General features: G+C 62.2%; 13 protein-coding genes. 9 read left to right on the top strand and 4 right to left on the bottom strand.

Annotation, left to right across the window (positions count from 1 at the left end; translation table 11 throughout):
* Positions 1 to 14 precede the first annotated feature (14 nt).
* The 4 genes from dgcA to etfB all read left to right on the top strand — a co-directional run bounded on the left by dgcA (position 15) and on the right by etfB (position 6,198).
* Positions 15 to 2,075, top strand: coding sequence for a dimethylglycine demethylation protein DgcA (dgcA, locus tag JN756_RS29685; protein WP_017849541.1), 2,061 nt, complete (start codon positions 15 to 17; stop codon positions 2,073 to 2,075).
* A 173-nt stretch (positions 2,076 to 2,248) separates the two neighbouring features.
* Positions 2,249 to 4,192, top strand: a complete 1,944-nt coding sequence (gene dgcB / locus JN756_RS29680) for a dimethylglycine demethylation protein DgcB (protein WP_201021614.1) — start codon at positions 2,249 to 2,251, stop codon at positions 4,190 to 4,192.
* Entirely contained in the window at positions 4,192 to 5,412 is a 1,221-nt protein-coding gene (etfA, locus tag JN756_RS29675; RefSeq protein WP_201021613.1) for an electron transfer flavoprotein subunit alpha, read from the top strand. The genes dgcB and etfA overlap by 1 nt, the downstream gene beginning before the upstream one ends.
* A 15-nt stretch (positions 5,413 to 5,427) precedes the next feature.
* Complete coding sequence (gene etfB / locus JN756_RS29670) at positions 5,428 to 6,198, top strand: electron transfer flavoprotein subunit beta (RefSeq protein WP_046487910.1); 771 nt, start codon at positions 5,428 to 5,430, stop codon at positions 6,196 to 6,198.
* Positions 6,199 to 6,883: 685 nt separating this feature from the next.
* Here etfB and gbca read toward each other — a convergent pair.
* Positions 6,884 to 8,176 carry a glycine betaine monooxygenase oxygenase subunit gene (gbca, locus tag JN756_RS29665; protein WP_017847882.1) on the bottom strand — a complete coding sequence of 431 codons (1,293 nt, stop codon included), beginning with the start codon at positions 8,174 to 8,176 and terminating at the stop codon, positions 6,884 to 6,886.
* A gap of 282 nt (positions 8,177 to 8,458) precedes the next feature.
* Here gbca and gbcB point away from each other — a divergent pair, with 282 nt between their 5' ends.
* The gene (gene gbcB / locus JN756_RS29660) at positions 8,459 to 9,559 is read left to right on the top strand and encodes a glycine betaine monooxygenase reductase subunit (RefSeq protein WP_017847881.1); all 1,101 of its coding nucleotides are present in this window, start codon (positions 8,459 to 8,461) and stop codon (positions 9,557 to 9,559) included.
* A 3-nt stretch (positions 9,560 to 9,562) separates the two neighbouring features.
* Here the strand turns inward: gbcB and JN756_RS29655 are convergent, their stop codons facing one another.
* Both JN756_RS29655 and JN756_RS29650 read right to left on the bottom strand, forming a co-directional pair.
* Positions 9,563 to 10,378 carry a nitrilase-related carbon-nitrogen hydrolase gene (locus JN756_RS29655; RefSeq protein ID WP_046381812.1) on the bottom strand — a complete coding sequence of 272 codons (816 nt, stop codon included), beginning with the start codon at positions 10,376 to 10,378 and terminating at the stop codon, positions 9,563 to 9,565.
* On the bottom strand, positions 10,375 to 11,820 hold the full coding sequence (locus tag JN756_RS29650; RefSeq protein WP_046381813.1) for a purine-cytosine permease family protein: 1,446 nt from the start codon (positions 11,818 to 11,820) through the stop codon (positions 10,375 to 10,377). Before JN756_RS29650 ends, JN756_RS29655 begins: the two co-directional genes overlap by 4 nt.
* A gap of 277 nt (positions 11,821 to 12,097) precedes the next feature.
* On the opposite strand from JN756_RS29650, the gene JN756_RS29645 reads away from it, so the two are divergent.
* Positions 12,098 to 13,915, top strand: coding sequence for a flavin monoamine oxidase family protein (locus tag JN756_RS29645; protein WP_057003921.1), 1,818 nt, complete (start codon positions 12,098 to 12,100; stop codon positions 13,913 to 13,915).
* 115 nt (positions 13,916 to 14,030) lie between these two features.
* Here the strand turns inward: JN756_RS29645 and JN756_RS29640 are convergent, their stop codons facing one another.
* The gene (locus tag JN756_RS29640; protein ID WP_128192631.1) at positions 14,031 to 15,071 is read right to left on the bottom strand and encodes a threonine aldolase family protein; all 1,041 of its coding nucleotides are present in this window, start codon (positions 15,069 to 15,071) and stop codon (positions 14,031 to 14,033) included.
* A 90-nt stretch (positions 15,072 to 15,161) separates the two neighbouring features.
* Between JN756_RS29640 and JN756_RS29635 the strand changes: the two genes are divergently transcribed.
* The 3 genes from JN756_RS29635 to JN756_RS29625 all read left to right on the top strand — a co-directional run bounded on the left by JN756_RS29635 (position 15,162) and on the right by JN756_RS29625 (position 18,668).
* On the top strand, positions 15,162 to 15,890 hold the full coding sequence (locus JN756_RS29635; protein ID WP_201021612.1) for a TraX family protein: 729 nt from the start codon (positions 15,162 to 15,164) through the stop codon (positions 15,888 to 15,890).
* Between the two features lie 251 nt (positions 15,891 to 16,141).
* The gene (glyA, locus tag JN756_RS29630; protein ID WP_017847878.1) at positions 16,142 to 17,395 is read left to right on the top strand and encodes a serine hydroxymethyltransferase; all 1,254 of its coding nucleotides are present in this window, start codon (positions 16,142 to 16,144) and stop codon (positions 17,393 to 17,395) included.
* 22 nt (positions 17,396 to 17,417) lie between these two features.
* Positions 17,418 to 18,668 carry a sarcosine oxidase subunit beta gene (locus JN756_RS29625; protein WP_003209185.1) on the top strand — a complete coding sequence of 417 codons (1,251 nt, stop codon included), beginning with the start codon at positions 17,418 to 17,420 and terminating at the stop codon, positions 18,666 to 18,668.
* Positions 18,669 to 18,676 lie beyond the last annotated feature (8 nt).

Here is an 18,676-nt window from a genome sequence, read left to right as displayed (position 1 = left end):
CGAGGAACCCTGCCATGGCTTTCGAAGCAATGTTCGCGCCGATCCAGATCGGCAAACTGACCATCCGCAACCGCGTGCTCAGTACCGCCCACGCCGAGGTGTATGCCACCGACGGCGGCATGACCACCGACCGCTATGTGAAGTACTACGAAGAGAAAGCCAAGGGCGGGATCGGCCTGGCCATCTGCGGCGGGTCTTCCAGCGTGGCCATCGACAGCCCCCAGGGCTGGTGGAAATCGGTGAACCTGGCCGATGACCGGATCATCCCGCACTTCCAGAACCTGGCCGATGCCATGCACAAGCATGGCGCCAAGATCATGATCCAGATTACCCACATGGGCCGCCGCTCGCGCTGGGACGGCGAGCATTGGCCGACCCTGCTGTCGCCCTCGGGCATCCGCGAGCCGGTACACCGTGCGACCTGCAAGACCATCGAGCCGGAAGAGATCTGGCGCGTGATCGGCAACTACGCCAGCGCGGCAGCGCGGGCGAAAGCCGGTGGCCTGGATGGCGTGGAGCTGTCGGCGGTGCATCAGCACATGATCGACCAGTTCTGGAGCCCGCGGGTCAACAAGCGCACCGACGAATGGGGCGGCAGCTTTGAAAACCGCATGCGTTTCGGCCTGGAAGTGCTCAAGGCGGTGCGGGCTGAAGTCGGCCCGGATTTCTGCGTCGGCATCCGCCTGTGCGGCGATGAGTTCCACCCGGACGGCTTGTCCCACGAGGACATGAAGCAGATCGCCAAGTATTACGACGACACCGGCATGCTCGATTTTATCGGTGTGGTCGGCTCGGGTTGCGATACCCACAACACCCTGGCCAACGTCATCCCGAACATGAGTTATCCACCGGAGCCGTTCCTGCATCTGGCGGCCGGGATCAAGGAAGTGGTCAAGGCCCCGGTGCTGCATGCGCAGAACATCAAGGACCCGAACCAGGCCACGCGCATCCTCGAAGGCGGCTATGTGGACATGGTCGGCATGACCCGCGCCCACATCGCCGACCCGCACCTGATCGCCAAGATCAAGATGGGCCAGATCGACCAGATCAAACAGTGCGTCGGCGCCAACTATTGCATCGACCGCCAGTACCAGGGCCTGGATGTGCTGTGCATCCAGAACGCCGCGACCTCCCGTGAATACATGGGCGTGCCGCACATCATCGAAAAATCCACCGGGCCCAAGCGCAAGGTGGTGGTGGTCGGCGCCGGGCCAGCGGGGATGGAGGCTGCGCGCGTCGCCGCCGAGCGTGGCCACGACGTGACCCTGTTCGAGAAAAAAGCCTTTATCGGCGGGCAAATCACTACCGCCTCCAAAGCCCCGCAGCGCGACCAGATCGCCGGGATCACCCGTTGGTTCCAGCTGGAACTGGCGCGGTTGAACGTCGACCTGCGCCTGGGCGTGGCGGCGGACGCGGCGGCCATCCTCGACCTGCGCCCGGATGTGGTGGTGCTGGCGGTGGGCGGGCATCCGTTCCTGGAGCAGAACGAACACTGGGGCGCGGCCGAAGGCCTGGTGGTCAGCAGTTGGGACGTGCTCGACGGCAAAGTCGCGCCGGGCAAGAACGTGCTGGTCTACGACACCATCTGCGAATTCACCGGCATGTCGGTGGCCGATTTCCTCGCGGACAAGGGCAGCCAGGTCGAGATCGTCACCGACGACATCAAGCCCGGCGTGGCCATCGGCGGTACGTCGTTCCCGACCTACTACCGCAGCATGTACCCCAAGGAAGTGATCATGACCGGCGACATGATGCTGGAAAAGGTCTACCGCGAAGGCGACAAGCTGGTGGCGGTGTTGGAGAACGAATACACCGGCGCCAAAGAGGAGCGGGTGGTCGATCAAGTGGTGGTGGAAAACGGCGTGCGTCCCGATGAGGAGATCTACTACGCCCTCAAGCCCGGCTCGCGCAACAAGGGGCAGATGGACATCGAAGCGCTGTTCGCGATCAAGCCGCAACCGTGCCTGAGCGAAGCGGGCGAGGGCTACTTGCTGTTCCGTATCGGTGACTGTGTGGCGCAGCGCAATACCCACGCCGCGATCTATGACGCCCTGCGCTTGTGCAAGGATTTCTGACCCGACACCGAACCAATGTGTACTCGGTCAAAAATGTGGGAGGGGGGCTTGCCCCCGATGGCGGTGGGTCAGCTACAGCTGTATCAACTGACAGTCCGCCATCGGGAGCAAGCTCCCTCCCACATTCAGACCCGGTTTCACAGTAGATCCGTGTGGTCTGTGGGAGCTTCACCATGTTGAATACTCTTCTTCCGATTCTGCTGTTCGCGGCGCTGGGCCTTGCTGTTCTGGGCGCACTGCGGCGGGCAGCCATGTGGCGCCGTGGGCGGGCGTCGAAGGTCGACCTGATCAAAGGCCTGCTGGCCATGCCCAAGCGCTACATGGTCGACCTGCACCACGTGGTCGCCCGCGACAAATACATCGCCAACGCCCACGTCGCTACGGCGCTGGGTTTTGTGCTGTCGGCGCTGCTGGCGGTCCTGGTGCATGGTTTCGGCCTGCATAACCGCATCCTCGGCGTTGCCTTGCTGCTGGCGTCGGTACTGATGTTTGTCGGCGCCACGTTTGTCTATCTGCGCCGGCGCAATCCGCCGTCGCGCCTGTCGAAAGGCCCGTGGATGCGCCTGCCGAAAAGCCTGATGGCGTTTTCTGTGAGCTTCTTCCTGGTAACGCTGCCGGTGGCCGGGGTGCTGCCCGCCGACTTCGGCGGCTGGTTGCTGGCCGCGTTGTTGAGCGTGGGTGTGCTGTGGGGCGTGTCGGAAATGTTCTTCGGCATGACCTGGGGCGGGCCGATGAAGCACGCCTTCGCCGGTGCCTTGCACCTGGCCTGGCACCGCCGCGCCGAGCGCTTCGGCGGGGGCCGTTCCACCGGTTTGAAACCGTTGGACCTGAACGATAAAAGCGCGCCCCTGGGCGTGGAAAAACCCAAAGACTTCACCTGGAACCAACTGCTCGGCTTCGACGCCTGCGTGCAGTGCGGCAAGTGCGAAGCGGCGTGCCCGGCGTTCGCCGCCGGCCAGCCGCTGAACCCGAAAAAGCTGATTCAGGACATGGTGGTCGGCCTGGCCGGCGGCACCGATGCCAAGTTCGCCGGCAGCGCTTATCCTGGAAAACCGATCGGTGAACACCGCGGCAACCCGCACCAACCGATCGTCAACGGCCTGGTGGACGCCGACACGTTGTGGTCCTGCACCACCTGCCGCGCCTGTGTGGAAGAGTGCCCGATGATGATCGAGCACGTGGACGCCATCGTCGACATGCGCCGCCACCTCACCCTGGAAAAAGGCGCCACGCCGAACAAGGGCGCCGAAGTCCTCGAAAACCTGATCGCCACCGACAACCCCGGCGGCTTCGCACCGGGCGGCCGGCTGAACTGGGCGGCGGATCTGAACCTGCCGTTGCTCAGCGAAAAAGGTCGCTGCGAGGTGCTGTTCTGGGTCGGCGACGGTGCCTTCGACATGCGCAACCAGCGCACCCTGCGCGCCTTCGTCAAAGTGCTGAAAGCGGCCAAGGTCGACTTTGCCGTGCTCGGCCTGGAAGAGCGCGACAGCGGCGACGTCGCCCGTCGTTTGGGCGATGAAGCGACCTTCCAACTGCTGGCCACGCGCAATATCCAGACCCTGGCCAAGTACAACTTCACGCGCATCGTCACCTGCGACCCGCACAGTTTCCATGTGCTGAAAAACGAATACGGCGCCTTCAACGGTGACTATGTCGTACAGCACCACAGCACCTTCATGGCCGAGCTGATCGGCGACGGCGCGCTGAACCTGGGCCAGCACAAAGGCAGCAGCGTGACCTATCACGACCCGTGCTACCTGGGCCGCTACAACGGCGAATACGAGGCGCCGCGCCAGGTGCTGCGCGCGTTGGGGATCGAGGTCAAGGAGATGCAACGCTCGGGCTACCGTTCACGCTGCTGCGGTGGCGGTGGCGGCGCGCCGATCACCGACATTCCGGGCAAGCAACGCATCCCCGATATGCGGATGGACGACATCCGCACAACCGGCGCCGAACTGGTGGCCGTGGGCTGCCCCCAATGCACCGCGATGCTCGAAGGCGTGGTCGAACCGCGCCCACTGATCAAGGACATCGCCGAGTTGGTGGCCGATGCCTTGCTCGACGAGCCGGCGCCGGCCAAAGCCCCGATCACGCGTGAACCCGCGGAGGTACACTGATGAGCGACATTATCCGCCGCGACCCACGCGCCGAATGGATCGCCCGTAACCGCCTGCACCCGCTGCATGCGGCGATGCAGCCGGTGCAACACAGTTGGATGGGGCCCAACGGCGTCATCCGCAAGAACGTCCATGGTGTCGGTTTTATCGGCCCCAACGGCATCAAGCGCATCGACCGCAGCGGCGCCCAGCAGGGCGGGGCGGCCAAGCGCACGGCGGCGGTGGCGGTGCAGTTGCCGCTGCATCAGGTGGCGGCGCCCGCGTTCTACATCAACGTGGTGCCGGACATGGTCGGCGGCCGCCTGAGCAGCCACGACCGTGACCTGCTCGGCCTGGCCCGGCAACTCGCCGGCAGCGACGGTGCGGTGCTGGCCGTGGTGTTTGGCGAACACAAGGAAAACGCATTTGCCACGGCCGGCGTCGACCGCCTGCTGGTGCTCGAAGGCCATGCCTTCGACGGTTATTCACCGGAGCAACGCGTGCAGGGCCTGCGGGCTGTGGATAACCAGTTCAAGCCGCGCCATTGGTTGCTGCCGGACAGCCGCAGCGGTGGCGGTGAACTCGGTCGGCGTTTTGCCGCCAGCCTCAACGAGCGCCCGGCCACGCGGGTCTGGCAGATCCAGGGCGAGCAGTGCATCGGCCGTGCCGGTGCTGGTCAGCAAGACGTGGCCCGGCCGTTGCCGCGCCTGATCCTGGCCGCCGCCGAATGCGCCGATCCGGTCAGCGACACTCGGCATGAAGTGCTGCCCGTGGAGTTATCCACAGCCCTGGCGCGCAGCCTGCCGCGTATCGAAGACCTCGGCGCGGTGGCGGTGGACCCGGCGGCGATTCCGATGGCTGAAGCCGAGTTTATTTTCTCCGGCGGCAACGGCGTGAAGGACTGGGCGCTGTTCCACCAGACCGCCGCCGCCCTGGGCGCTACCGAAGGCGCCTCGCGCGTCGCGGTGGACGATGGCTTCATGGCCCGCGATCGCCAGGTCGGCGCCAGCGGCACCTGGGTCACGGCGCGGGTGTATGTGGCCGTCGGTATCTCCGGGGCGATCCAGCACCTGCAAGGCATCGGCGCCTGCGACAAGGTGGTGGCGATCAACCTCGACCCCGGCTGCGACATGATCAAGCGTGCCGACCTCTCGGTGATCGGCGACAGCGCCGCGATTCTGCAAGCCTTGATCGCCGCGGTCGAGGCCTACCGCCACGGCGCCAAGCGCGATGCGGCTTAAGCAAAGGATAAGGGCATGAACACGCAGGTAATCAGTTTGGTCTCCATCGGCGCCCACCCCACCTCCGGGCGACCGCGCCGCGCCGAGCAGGATGCGCGCGCGGTCGAGTTGGGCCTGCAAATGGCTGGGGATAAGTTGCAGGTGCTGCATGCCGGCGACATCGCCGAACCCACGCTGCGCAGCTACCTGGGCATGGGGCTGGCGCAGTTGCATGTGCTCGAACAACCGCCTGGCGCCGATGCTTTGCCGGTGCTCAGTGAGTATCTGCGCGACGCCGGTGCCCAGGTGGTGCTCACCGGTAGCCAGGCCGAAACCGGCGAAGGTTCGGGGATGTTGCCGTTCCTGCTCGCCGAACACCTCGGCTGGCCGCTGATTGTCGGGCTGGCGCAGGTGGAGTCCATCGAGAGCGGCGTGGCCCTGGTGCTGCAAGCCTTGCCCCGTGGGCAGCGGCGGCGCTTGAAGGTGCGCCTGCCGTTTCTGGCCACGGTGGATAACGCCGCACCCAAGCCTCGGCAGAGCGCCTATGGCCCGGCGCAACGCGGCGAACTGGCGGCCCACGAGGTCGAGGTTGAAGCGGACGAGTTATTCACAGGCGCCGTGTTGCAACCGGCCAAGCCACGACCCAAGCGGCTCAAGGTGATCAAGGCCAAGAGCGGCGCGGACCGGATGAAGGCGGCCACGGCCAAGGCCAGTGGTGGCGGCGGGCAGGTACTCAAGGGCCTCAGCCCTGAAGCGGGTGCTGAAGCGATTCTCAAGTTGTTGCTTGAGGAAGGCGTGGTTCGCTGAGCCGCAACGGGGAGAATGGCTTACCCACAATCCCTGTTGACCCGTCTGTGGATAACCTGTTCGCGGTTGTCCACACCCCCTGTAAATCAAGCCCTGCAGCCCTCCGTACAAAAAACGACCAGGCTAACCCTCGGTTTTTCCTTGGGTTTCTGTGTGATCACAGCGATTACCCCGCGCAGAGTTTCCCCCAAAGTCTGTTGGCGCTTCTGTGGATAAGATGTTCGCTTACCGCTGCAGCCCTTATAAATAAAGGCTTACGCTAGGCTGATCGAAATTTGATCAATTGCGCGCATTTGCCCGCTGAAACGCGTGGATAGCCCGGTTTATGAAGGTTTGAAGGGGTTTTCCACAGCCGCGTCAAAGTTGCCCCCAAAGTCTGTTGGTGCTTCTGTGGATAAGGTGTTCGCGTACCGCTACAGGGCACGGTTCATATGGCTTACACGGAGTTGTTCAAAAATTGATCAGTGGCGCCTTAAAACGGCCAAGTCGAATAAGTCACGGATTTTCTTGATTTAATTTCGGCGGGCAGGCGCACTTGCGCACAATTGCTGTGGGTGGCTCTGTGGATAAGTTGTTGGGCAAAGGCTGGAGGGCAGGCGGCGAGAGGGCTTCAGTGTGCTTGAACAAATTTTGATCAGTGCGCAACCCAATGTGGGAGCGAGCAAGCCCGCTCCCACAAGGATGGTTACTGGGCGGCCACGCCTTTGAGGTAGGGCGCCGGCGCCGCGCCGAGGTTGCTCAACATGCGCTCGCTGTACCAGTCGATGAAGTTCACCACGCCGAACTCATAGGTCTTGGAGTAGGGGCCCGGCTGGTAGGCGGTGGAGTTGATCCCGCGCTGGTTTTCTTCGGCCAGGCGACGGTCCTGGTCGTTGGTGGCGTCCCATACCTGGCGCATGCGCTCCACGTCGTAGTCCACGCCTTCGACCGCGTCCTTGTGGACCAGCCACTTGGTGGTGACCATGGTTTCCTGGGCGCTGATCGGCCACACGGTGAACACGATCACGTGGTCGCCCATGCAGTGGTTCCACGAGTGCGGCAGGTGCAGGATACGCATCGAGCCCAGGTCCGGGTTCTTGATGCGGCCCATCAACTTCTTGCAGCCCTGTTTGCCGTCCAGGGTCATCGACACGGTGCCCTTGAGCAGCGGCATACGCACGATGCGGTTGCGCAGGCCGAAGCTGGCGTGGGCGTAAGGGATTTTTTCGGCTTCCCAGGCCGCGGCGCTGGCGGCCACGTGGTCCTTGAAGGCCTGGTCGGCGCGCGGGTCGGTGACGTCGTCCCACTCGAGCAGGGTTTTCAACAGCTCGGGGTGCGAGGCGTTGCAGTGGTAGCACTCGCGGTTGTTTTCCAGCACCAGCTTCCAGTTGGCCTTTTCCATCAAGGTGGTTTGCACCGCCACCTTGGTGTTCTCCATGTCGTAGGGTTCCATGTAGTGGTTCAGGGTCGACAGGAAGTCATCGATGGCCGGCGGGTTCTGCGCCAGGCTGATGAAGATGTAGCCGCCGGCGGTCTTCACGTTGATCGGCTTGAGGCCGTACTGCTTCATGTCGAAGTCGGCGCCCATCTCGGTGCCGGCGAACAGCAGGCGGCCGTCCAGTTCGTAGGTCCACTGGTGGTACGGGCAGACCAGCTTGGCGACCTTGCCTTTGTCGCTGGTACACAAGCGCGAACCGCGGTGGCGGCAGACGTTGTGGAACGCATGCACCACGCCATCGGCGCCACGGATCACGATGATCGGGTTCTTGCCCACTTGCAGGGTCAGGAAGTTGCCCTTGGTGGGGATCTCGCAGGTCATGCCGGCGATCAACCATTCCTTCTGGAAGATCTCCTGCATATCGATATCAAACAACCGCTCATCAGAGTAGAACGGCTGTGGCAGCGAGAACGTGCGTTCGCGCTCTTGCAGCATCTGCGCGGTGGCCTTGCGTGCGGGTTCCAGCGGATCGCCCAAGCTTAAGGTTGCGGTGACGTCCATCGTGTGTGTCCTCATGGCCATTCTGTGTGGCCGGCGAAAGTGGCTACGGTTAGTGCAGTGCAAGGCGTAAAGAAAGTGTCGTTGTTGGCAGCGAGTGTGCGGCCGCCGTTGCGGTGAACCTTATCCATGGGCGACATGGCCCAATCTGTTCCCGACGCGCAACCCCCTGTCGTTGGGGGCTGGTCGCGATAAGTATGTGAATGTCGCAGATAGGTAAATGGGTGGTTCTCGCGTTACGCAGAATCGCCACCATAAGGCCGAGCCTCGGCGGTGGAGAACAGCATGTCCAGTAACTTCCTGAATCCGGTAACCACCCAGACCTGGGCCAATGGTCGGCACATTGTCCGTTGCGTCAAAGTCATCCAGGAAACCTGGGACGTTCGCACCTTCTGCTTCATGGCCGACCAGCCGATCCTGTTCTTTTTCAAGCCGGGGCAGTTCGTCACCCTGGAGCTGGAAATCGACGGCCAGCCGATCATGCGTTCCTACACCATCTCCAGCTCGCCGTCGGTGCCTTACAGCTTCTCGGTGACGATCAAGCGCGTGCCGGGCGGCAAGGTCTCCAACTGGCTGCACGACACCCTGCACGAGGGCCAGGAGCTGGCGGTCCACGGGCCGGTCGGGCTGTTCAATGCCATCGACTTCCCAAGCCCCAAGGTGCTGTACCTCAGCGGCGGCGTCGGGATTACCCCGGTGATGTCCATGGCGCGCTGGTTCTACGACACCAACGCCAATGTCGACATGACGTTTATCCACAGCGCGCGCTCGCCCAAAGACATCATCTACCACCGCGAGCTGGAGCACATGGCCTCGCGGATCGACAACTTCAGCCTGCACCTGATCTGCGAGAAGCACGGCCTGGGCGAGCCCTGGGCCGGGTATCGCGGCTACCTGAACCACAAGATGCTCGAATTGATGGTGCCGGACTTCCTGGAGCGCGAAGTGTTCTGCTGCGGCCCCACGCCGTACATGACCGCAGTGAAGCGCCTGCTGGAAGCCGCGGGTTTCGACATGACGCGTTATCACGAAGAGTCCTTCGGCGCGACGCCAGCGGAAGCCCGCGCCGATGCGGTGGAACAGGCCGAACAAGCCGCCGATGCGCCGGAAATCGACCTGGCGGACCTGCATCAGGTCGAGTTCATCACCTCGGGCAAGAGCATCCGCGTGGCGCCGGGCGAAACCGTCCACGCCGCTGCGGCCAAGCTCGGCCTGCTGATTCCCAAGGCCTGCGGCATGGGGATTTGCGGCACATGCAAGGTGCTCAAGCTGGGCGGCGAGGTCGAGATGGACCACAACGGCGGGATTACCGAGGAAGACGAAGCCGAGGGCTACATCCTGTCGTGCTGCAGCGTGCCGAAGGGCGACGTGCGGATTGAGTTCTGACGCTCAGTACAGCCCAGGCCGACGATCCCGGTGAACGTGGTTGTGCTCGCTGATTGACTTGTTCCTGGCCTGCGCCAAGGGCAAGTCAGCCACCAATTGTTGTTCCGTCGGGTGGGCGCTTGCTCCGGCCAGCGGGTAGCCATCGGCGTCGACGATGACCGAGCCGCCCACCCAGTTGACGCCACGTTCTTCGCCATGGCGGTCGCACGCCGCGATGAACATGCGGTTGACCGCCGCATTGGCCTGGACTCGCACGATCTCTGCCGGCCGCTCACCCACGGGGCGCGGGCCGTCCGGCCAGTTCACCGGGGTGCAGAGCAAGTCGGCTTGCGCCAGCGCGGCCAGGCGTACCCACTCGGGCAGCTCCAGGTCGTAGCAGATCATCATGCCGATCCGCCCGACGGCGGTGTCGACCACCGGTGGCGGCGCATCACCGGCGGTGAAGATCAGCTTTTCACGGTCCCACAGATGCGCCTTGCGATACACCGTCAGCCTACCGTCGGGCTCAATCAACGCGGCGCTGTTGGCAACTCGGCCGGCACTCAGACGCTCGCAGAAGCCGGCGACGACGATCAAGCCCAACTCGATAGCCAGGGCTTTCCACAGACACAGCGTCGGGCCGTCGAGCGGTTCCGACACCGCTCTGGCTTCTGCCAGGTCATTGAACGCGTAGCCGCTTTGCATGAGTTCGGGCAGCACCACCACATGGGCGCCCAGGGCGGCGGCGCTGCGGATCGCCGTTTCACTCAGACGACGGTTGTAGTCGGTGTCGCCCAGGTGCGGTTCCAATTGATGACAGACAACGCGTACCGGTGTCATGACTCTTCGCCTTCAAACAGGCGGTCGCTGGCTTCAATTGCGCGTTGCTCGGCGGTCAGGTCACGTGTACATGACAGCAGGCAGTAGGCGATTGCAGAAACTGCCAGGCCGACCACGAATGCAATATCGGCCCCGTCCAAAGCCGTCGCGATGGGCCCTTGGTAAAACCCCAGGGAGATGAACGGTGTCATCGCCCCCAGGCCCAGGAAATAGGAAATAAGCCCGGCACCCGACCAGCGGCCGTAGATACCGTTCGGGTTGAAGATGTCACTGATTGCGTATTGCCCCTTGCGTACAACATAGAAGTCCGCGAGGTTGACGGCGGTCCAGGGCACGAGGAAATACAACATCAGCAAGACGAAGGTATTGAAACTCTCCAGGTAGCTCTGCGGGATACTCAAGGCGATGGCGAAAATCGCGCCGCCCACCAGGCTGATTCCCACGATGCGCCCTTTGATGCCCGGTTTGATCGACACGAAGCCGTCAATCGCGCTGATCCCCGTCAGCATGGCGCCGTAGCAGTTGACGGCCATGATGCCAACCAGTGCGGGCACTGCGATCAATACGGTAAAGGTGCCAAACCCCGGAAGCAGTTGGTTGCCCACAGCCTGCACACTGCCGATGGCGTCGGGTGAGGGCAGCGCCGAGGCGAGAAAGGCCCCCAGCGACATCAGCCACAGCGCCGAGCCGGCGGCGCCCAGGTACGTCCAGGCGATGACTTTGCGCGACGGCGTGTCATGGCGCAGGTAGCGCGAGTAATCCGAGACGTAGACGGCGTAGCTGATCTGGTAACCCGCGGCGGCTGAAAGCTGGATCAGAAAAGCCGGCCAGGAAAAATGGGCGTTGGCCACCGCCATGTCGGCCTGCAGGTTCATCACGGCAGCAACCGTGAGGACCGCGAACACACTGATCATCACGTAGGTCAGCCAGCGTTGCACGGTGTGCAGGAGGTCGTGGCCGATCACGGCAATCACCACGGCCAGGAGGATCATCAAGGCGTACCACGGTGCGCGGTTGCCGGGCAGCACGGTATTGATGGCGTCGGTCGCCAGGATAACGTTGAACACGTTAAAGCCGATATACACGAACACCACTGCGATAAAGGGCACGATTGCCCCGCGCAGGCCGAACTGTGCCCGCGACTGGATCATCTGCGGCAAACCCATGCGCGGCCCCTGGTTGGCGTGGAACGCCATGGCGAACGTGCCCAGGCACACGCCAATGACAATCGCCAGAATCGCATACACCAGGCTCAGCCCCAAGGCTGCGCCGGTAAACCCGGTGACCAGGGTGGTCAGTACGAAGTTACCGGTGAACCAGAACGGTGCCTGATGCCAGACCTTGCCGTGGCGCTCATTACGCGGCACGTAGTCAATGGAGCGGGTTTCGATTTTCAGTGTGGTGGATGGCGGAGCAGCCGAACGGTTGGGGGGCGTGTTCATAGGCATCACGGTCTGTTTTTATTAAGTGAGACTATGAAGAGTCTTGTAACTAAAAAGATTATTGAATCGGCATTTGCAAATAATCACTTCACGAATTTCTGAACTGATTGCCTGAAGCCTTCTGAAGCAAGGCTTGTATTACGCATTGGCTTTTTATTTCCAAGTGATATAGAGCCATTTCCTACAATTATCTACGCTGAGCAGCACATACGTCGTATTCGCCCTTCGCATTGAAGCAGTAGGTGGACGTCCTGATTACATACCAAGGACGATTGCCATGTCTGCTATCCCCTCCCGCAGTAAAGGCGCAGCGCGCTTGCTTGCCAAGAATGTCACTGCACTTGTTCCGGACTTTCCTTTTCATTACGCCCGGTTTCTTGAAACGGCTGACAGTTTAGGCACGCCGTTGGCGCAGGTATCCCGCCAGGCCTATGGCAAGCAGGTCTTGATCGTCGGCGCCGGCGTCGCTGGAATGGTCGCGGCCTATGAAGCCATGCGTATGGGGTTGCACCCGGTGGTAGTAGAGGCCAGTGGCCGCATCGGTGGGCGCCTGTATTCCTATGTGGCGGGTGATCCGCAAGATCCGGATAACAGTGTTATCTGCGAAATGGGTGCCATGCGCTTTCCTGTTTCAGGCAAGGCGTTGATGCACTATTTCGACAAAGTTGGCATGCGGGCCAACTCGACGGATTTTCCCAATCCGGGGTCGCCTTTTACCCCCAGCACGGTCGTCGACTACCAGCAAAAACAGGTTTATTACGAAGGCGATAATCTGCCGGTTGATTACGCCGAGATCGAGCGCAAGCTATTCGAAGTATTTCTTGAGCAGGACCCGATCAAGTTCACTGAGATGGAAGCGGCAATGTCCGAGGGCAGCCTTGATCAGGCCCGGATCAAAGCCTTGTGGAACGCGATCCTTGATGCGGGTTGGGACAACCTCAGTTTTTTTGCCGCGATGGTCGAGCAGGCGGGTTGGAGTCGCGAAGATATCGATCTGTTCGGCCAGATCGGCTTCGGCACTGGCGGCTGGAATACCGATTACCCGAACTGCTTCCTGGAGGTGTTACGGGTGCTGTATACCGGGTTGGATACCAACCACAAGCTGATGTATGACGGCTCCAGCGAGCTGCCAAACCGGCTGTGGACGCGTGCCCCGGATACCTTCGGCGACGCCATGGTCCATTGGCCTGCGGGCACCACCGTCCAAGGCCTGACTACCCAGGTCATCGCTCAGCCTTTGAAACAGGAAGTGCGGCAGATCCTACGTCGGCCGGATGGCCAGTTCGACGTGTGGGTGTTTGATCACAATCTGGGAAGCGACCGCCAATACACCTTTCCTGCCGTGGTCTATACCCCGCACAAACGGGTCCTCGACAAATTCCGTTATATGGATGGCGCTGCCCGCTTCAACGCGATGAATGACCTGTTATCCGGCAAGGAATGGGAAGCGGTGATGTACACCCATTACATGCAGTCGGCAAAAATCTTCGCGCAAACCAAACGACCGTTCTGGACCGATATGGAGGCTGATTCGCAGTACAGGATGAGTGTGACGTTGTCGGATCGAATCACCCGCGGCACCTACCTGCTGGACTATAGCGAGAGCCAGGGGCCTCACAACGGCAGTGGCCTGTTTTTGTCTTACACCTGGAATGATGACGCCCTCAAATTCCTGGGTGATCGCAGTGCGCCGCTGCCGTCCCACGTGCAGTTATGCACAACCCTGCTGGACAGCGTGTATGCCCCTCATCAGTTGAATCTGGCCGCTGAGTTCGGCATGACCAACCCGTTTGTTGAAATCAACTGGGAAGAGCAGCCGTTTTTCCTGTGCGCGTTCAAAATGAACCTGCCGGGACAGTACGAGTACCAGCGCTTGTTGTTTTCTCAGTTCATGAACGGTGTGTCGAGCGCGAACCCCGACGGCTTCATTCTTGCGGGTGACGATGTTTCGTGGACGGGAGGCTGGGCGGAAGGGGCGGTGACGACGGCCTTGAACGCGGTAAATAAACTGGCGGTGAAATTCAACGGCGGGACCCTTCTCACCAACCGTGGCCCTATTGATGAATGGCAAGCGCTTCAGCCGAAGGCCTTGTGAGCATACGTGTGTGAGCGAGATGCGCGAGCGGTAGGCGCTGGGCGTTAAATCATGAGCCTGCAAGTTGCTGCAGGCCCGCGTCGCAGGTCATGAGCCTGCGACGCGGGCCGTCGTTTCACGCGCCCATCACTTCGCGAATATCCGCCGCCAGTTCGCGCACGCGTTCTTCCTCGGTGTCCCACGCACACATGAAGCGCGCGCCGCCTTTGCCGATGAAGGTGTAGAAGCGCCAGCCCTTGGCCGTCAGCGCGGCGATCGCCGGTTCCGAGAGTTGCAGGAACACGCCGTTGGCCTGCACCGGGAACATCAATTCCACGCCGGGAATATCCGCCACCAGGCTGCTCAGCATCTGCGCGCAGTGGTTGGCGTGGCGCGCGTGTTTGAGCCAGGCGTCGTTTTCCAGCAGGCCCACCCACGGCGCAGAGAGGAAGCGCATCTTCGACGCGAGCTGGCCGGCCTGTTTGCAGCGGTAGTCGAAGTCTTCGGCCAGTGCGCGGTTGAAGAACAGAATCGCTTCGCCCACGGCCATGCCGTTTTTCGTGCCGCCGAAGCACAACACATCCACCCCGGCTTTCCAGGTCAGGTCGGCCGGCGAACAGCCGAGGAACGCGCAGGCGTTGGCGAAGCGCGCGCCGTCCATGTGCAGGTTCAGGCCGAGCTCTTTGCAGGTGGCGCTGATGGCGCGGATTTCGTCCGGGGTGTACACGCTGCCGACTTCAGTGGCCTGGGTCAGCGTCACCACGCGGGGTTTGGGGTAATGGATGTCCTGGCGCTTGAGGGCGATCTCGCGGATCGATTCCGGGGTCAGCTTGCCGTTTTCGGTGCGCGCGGTGAGCAGCTTGGAACCGTTGGAGAAAAACTCCGGTGCGCCGCATTCGTCGGTCTCGACGTGGGCGGTTTCCGAGCAGATCACGCTATGGTAGCTCTGGCACAGCGACGACAGCGCCAGGGAGTTGGCGGCGGTGCCGTTGAAGGCGAAGAACACTTCGCAGTCGGTCTCGAACAGGTTACGGAAACCGTCGGCGGCGCGGTGGGTCCATTCGTCATCGCCATAGGCGCGCTGATGGCCGTGGTTGGCTTGTTCCATGGCAGCCCAGGCTTCCGGGCAGATGCCGGAATAGTTATCGCTGGCGAATTGTTGGCTCTTGTCGGTCATGGCCCATTCCTGTGGTCGATGTTGGTGCACACTTTAACCAAGATTGTCCGGGGTGCACACGCACTGTAAATGCAAAGTCACTGGGGAATTATGCACGCTACTGAAACGATTCCTGTCGGACGTGTCCGCGATGGCGCCTTGGATTTGCTCAAGTGGCTGGCGCTGCTGAGCATGGTGCTGGACCACTTGCGTTATGTCGGGTTGAGCCTGGATGGCCTGTATGTGCCGGGGCGCCTGGCGTTCCCGTGGTTTTGCCTGGCGATTGCGGCGAATGTGCATCGGGTGCGAGACGCGCCGGTGAGCGGCCGCTGGCGTTACCTGGGCTGGTTGCTGTTGCTCAGCCTGATCAGTGAAGTGCCGTACCGGCTGTTCATCGAAGATGCCGATACGTTGAATGTGTTGCCCACCTTGGCGTTGGGCCTGCTGGTTGCCCGAGGATGGCAGCAGAAGGCGCTGGTTGATCGAGGATTGGCGCTGATTGCCCTGGCGATAGGCGCTGTGTTTTCCACGCAGTTGATGTTCGGTTTCTTCGGTGTATTGCTGCCGTGGGCGATGGTGTTGGTGTTTCGTCGGCGATGGTATTTCAGCGTATTTCCGGGGCTGCTGTGTGTGGCAGCCAATCAATGGCAAATCCTGCTTGATAGCGGCACGCCGGTGGCGTGGATGGGACTGAGCGCCTGCCTGCTCGCGCCACTGCTCGGCCTGGTCGTGTTGCGACACGCCCAACACACCTCGCCACCGGCCATACGCCGCTGGGCGTATGCCCTCTATCCTGTGCATTTCCTGCTGCTGCTACTCGTCCGTCAAATCATCGCCTAACCAGTGTGGGAGGGGCGGTGCGACGGTTCGACTTGCCCCCGATAGCGGTGGATCAGCTTGCACATGCCGTGGCTGACACACCGCTATCGGGGGCAAGCCCCCTCCCACATTTGTTCTGCGTTGTTCCAGCAATGTCGTAAACGCACCTTTGCGTGGCGTCCGTAGGCATTTGACCTGCCTGCGCCAGCCCTACCATCGCATCAAAGGGCCCTGCACGGGCCTTAACAATACGAAAGGCTGGGAGAGACGCGATGTTCAGCAAACAAGACCAGATCCAGGGTTATGACGATGCACTGCTCGCGGCGATGAATGCCGAGGAGCAGCGGCAGGAAGATCATATCGAGCTGATCGCGTCGGAGAACTACACCAGCAAGCGCGTGATGCAAGCCCAGGGCAGCGGCCTGACCAACAAGTACGCCGAAGGCTACCCGGGCAAGCGCTACTACGGTGGCTGCGAGCATGTGGACAAGGTCGAAGCCCTGGCCATCGAGCGCGCCAAGCAGTTGTTCGGCGCCGACTACGCCAACGTGCAGCCGCATTCCGGCTCATCCGCCAACAGCGCGGTGTACCTGGCGCTGTTGAACGCCGGTGACACCATCCTCGGCATGAGCCTGGCCCACGGCGGCCACCTGACCCACGGCGCCAAAGTGTCGTCCTCGGGCAAGCTGTACAACGCGGTGCAATACGGCATCAACACCGACACCGGGCTGATCGACTACGACGAAGTCGAACGCCTGGCCGTGGAGCACCAGCCGAAGATGGTGGTGGCCGGTTTCTCCGCCTACTCCAAGACCCTGGATTTCCCACGCTTCCGTCAGATTGCCGACAAGGTCGGTGCGCTGCTGTTCGTCGACATGGCCCACGTCGCCGGCCTGGTGGCCGCCGGTCTGTACCCGAACCCGCTGCCTTACGCCGACGTGGTCACCACCACCACCCACAAGACCCTGCGCGGTCCGCGTGGCGGCCTGATTCTGGCGCGTGCCAACGAAACGATCGAAAAGAAACTCAACGCCGCTGTATTCCCTGGCGCCCAGGGCGGCCCGCTGATGCACGTCATCGCCGGCAAGGCGGTGTGCTTCAAGGAAGCCCAGGAGCCTGGCTTCAAGGCCTATCAGCAGCAAGTGATCGACAACGCCCAGGCCATGGCCGGCGTGTTTATCAAACGCGGCTACGATGTAGTGTCCGGCGGCACCGATAACCATCTGTTCCTGGTCAGCCTGATTCGCCAGGGCCTCACCGGTAAAGACGCGGACGCCGCTCTCGGTCGCGCCCACATCACCGTCAACAAGAACGCCGTGCCGAATGACCCACAGTCGCCGTTCGTGACGTCGGGCCTGCGTATCGGCACGCCGGCGGTGACCACGCGCGGTTTCAAGGTGCCGCAATGCATCGAGCTGGCCGGCTGGATCTGCGACATCCTCGACAACCTCGGCGACGCCGATGTCGAGGCCGACGTGGCCAAGCGCGTGTCGGCCCTGTGCGCTGATTTCCCGGTTTATCGCTGAGCGCGGTTTTGGAGTAATGACTATGCAACGCTACTCGGGCTTCGGCCTCTTCAAGCACTCACTCAGCCACCACGAAAACTGGCAGAAGATGTGGCGCACGCCGACCCCTAAAAAGGTGTACGACGTGGTCATCGTCGGCGGTGGCGGGCATGGTCTGGCGACCGCCTATTACCTGGCCAAGGAGCACGGCATCACCAATGTCGCCGTGGTCGAAAAGGGCTGGCTGGGCGGCGGTAACACCGCGCGCAACACCACCATCGTGCGTTCCAACTACCTGTGGGACGAGTCGGCGCACCTGTACGAACACGCGATGAAACTGTGGGAAGGGCTGTCCCAGGACCTGAACTACAACGTGATGTTCTCCCAGCGCGGCGTCTACAACCTGTGCCACACCCTGCAGGACATCCGCGATTCCGAACGTCGCGTCAGCGCCAACCGCCTCAACGGCGTGGACGGCGAACTGCTCAACGCCAAACAGGTCGCGGACGAGATTCCGTACCTGGATTGCTCGAAGAACACCCGCTACCCGGTGATGGGCGCCACCGTGCAACGGCGCGGCGGCGTGGCCCGTCACGATGCCGTGGCCTGGGGCTTTGCCCGCGCCGCCGACGCCCTCGGAGTGGATTTGATCCAGCAGACCGAAGTGATCGGCTTTCGCAAGGAAAACGGCGTGTGCATCGGTGTCGAAACCAACAAGGGGTTTATCGGCGCCAAGCGCGTCGGTGTGGTCACGGCCGGTAACTCCGGGCACATGGCCTCGCTCGCCGGTTTCCGCCTGCCGATCGAATCGCACCCGCTGCAAGCACTGGTGTCGGAGCCGATCAAGCCGATTATCGACAGCGTGATCATGTCCAACGCCGTACACGGTTACATCAGCCAGTCCGACAAGGGCGACCTGGTGATCGGCGCCGGTATCGACGGCTACAACGGCTACGGCCAGCGCGGTTCGTACCCGGTGATCGAACACACCATCCAGGCCATCGTCGAGATGTTCCCGGTGCTCTCGCGCGTGCGTATGAACCGCCAGTGGGGCGGCATCGTCGACACCACGCCGGACGCCTGCCCGATCATCTCCAAGACCCCGGTGCCGAACATGTTCTTCAACTGCGGTTGGGGCACGGGCGGTTTCAAGGCCACTCCCGGTTCAGGCAACGTGTTTGCCGCGAGCCTGGCCAAGGGTGAAATGCACCCGCTGGCCGCACCTTTCTCCATCGACCGTTTCCACAACGGTGCGTTGATCGACGAACACGGCGCTGCGGCCGTCGCCCACTAACAGGAGAA

Origin of the sequence: Pseudomonas sp. Y39-6, assembly GCF_023651955.1 — a bacterium.
In the GTDB taxonomy this organism is placed as follows: Bacteria; Pseudomonadota; Gammaproteobacteria; order Pseudomonadales; family Pseudomonadaceae; genus Aquipseudomonas; species Aquipseudomonas veronii.
This window is presented reverse-complemented; position numbering and strand designations above follow the sequence as displayed.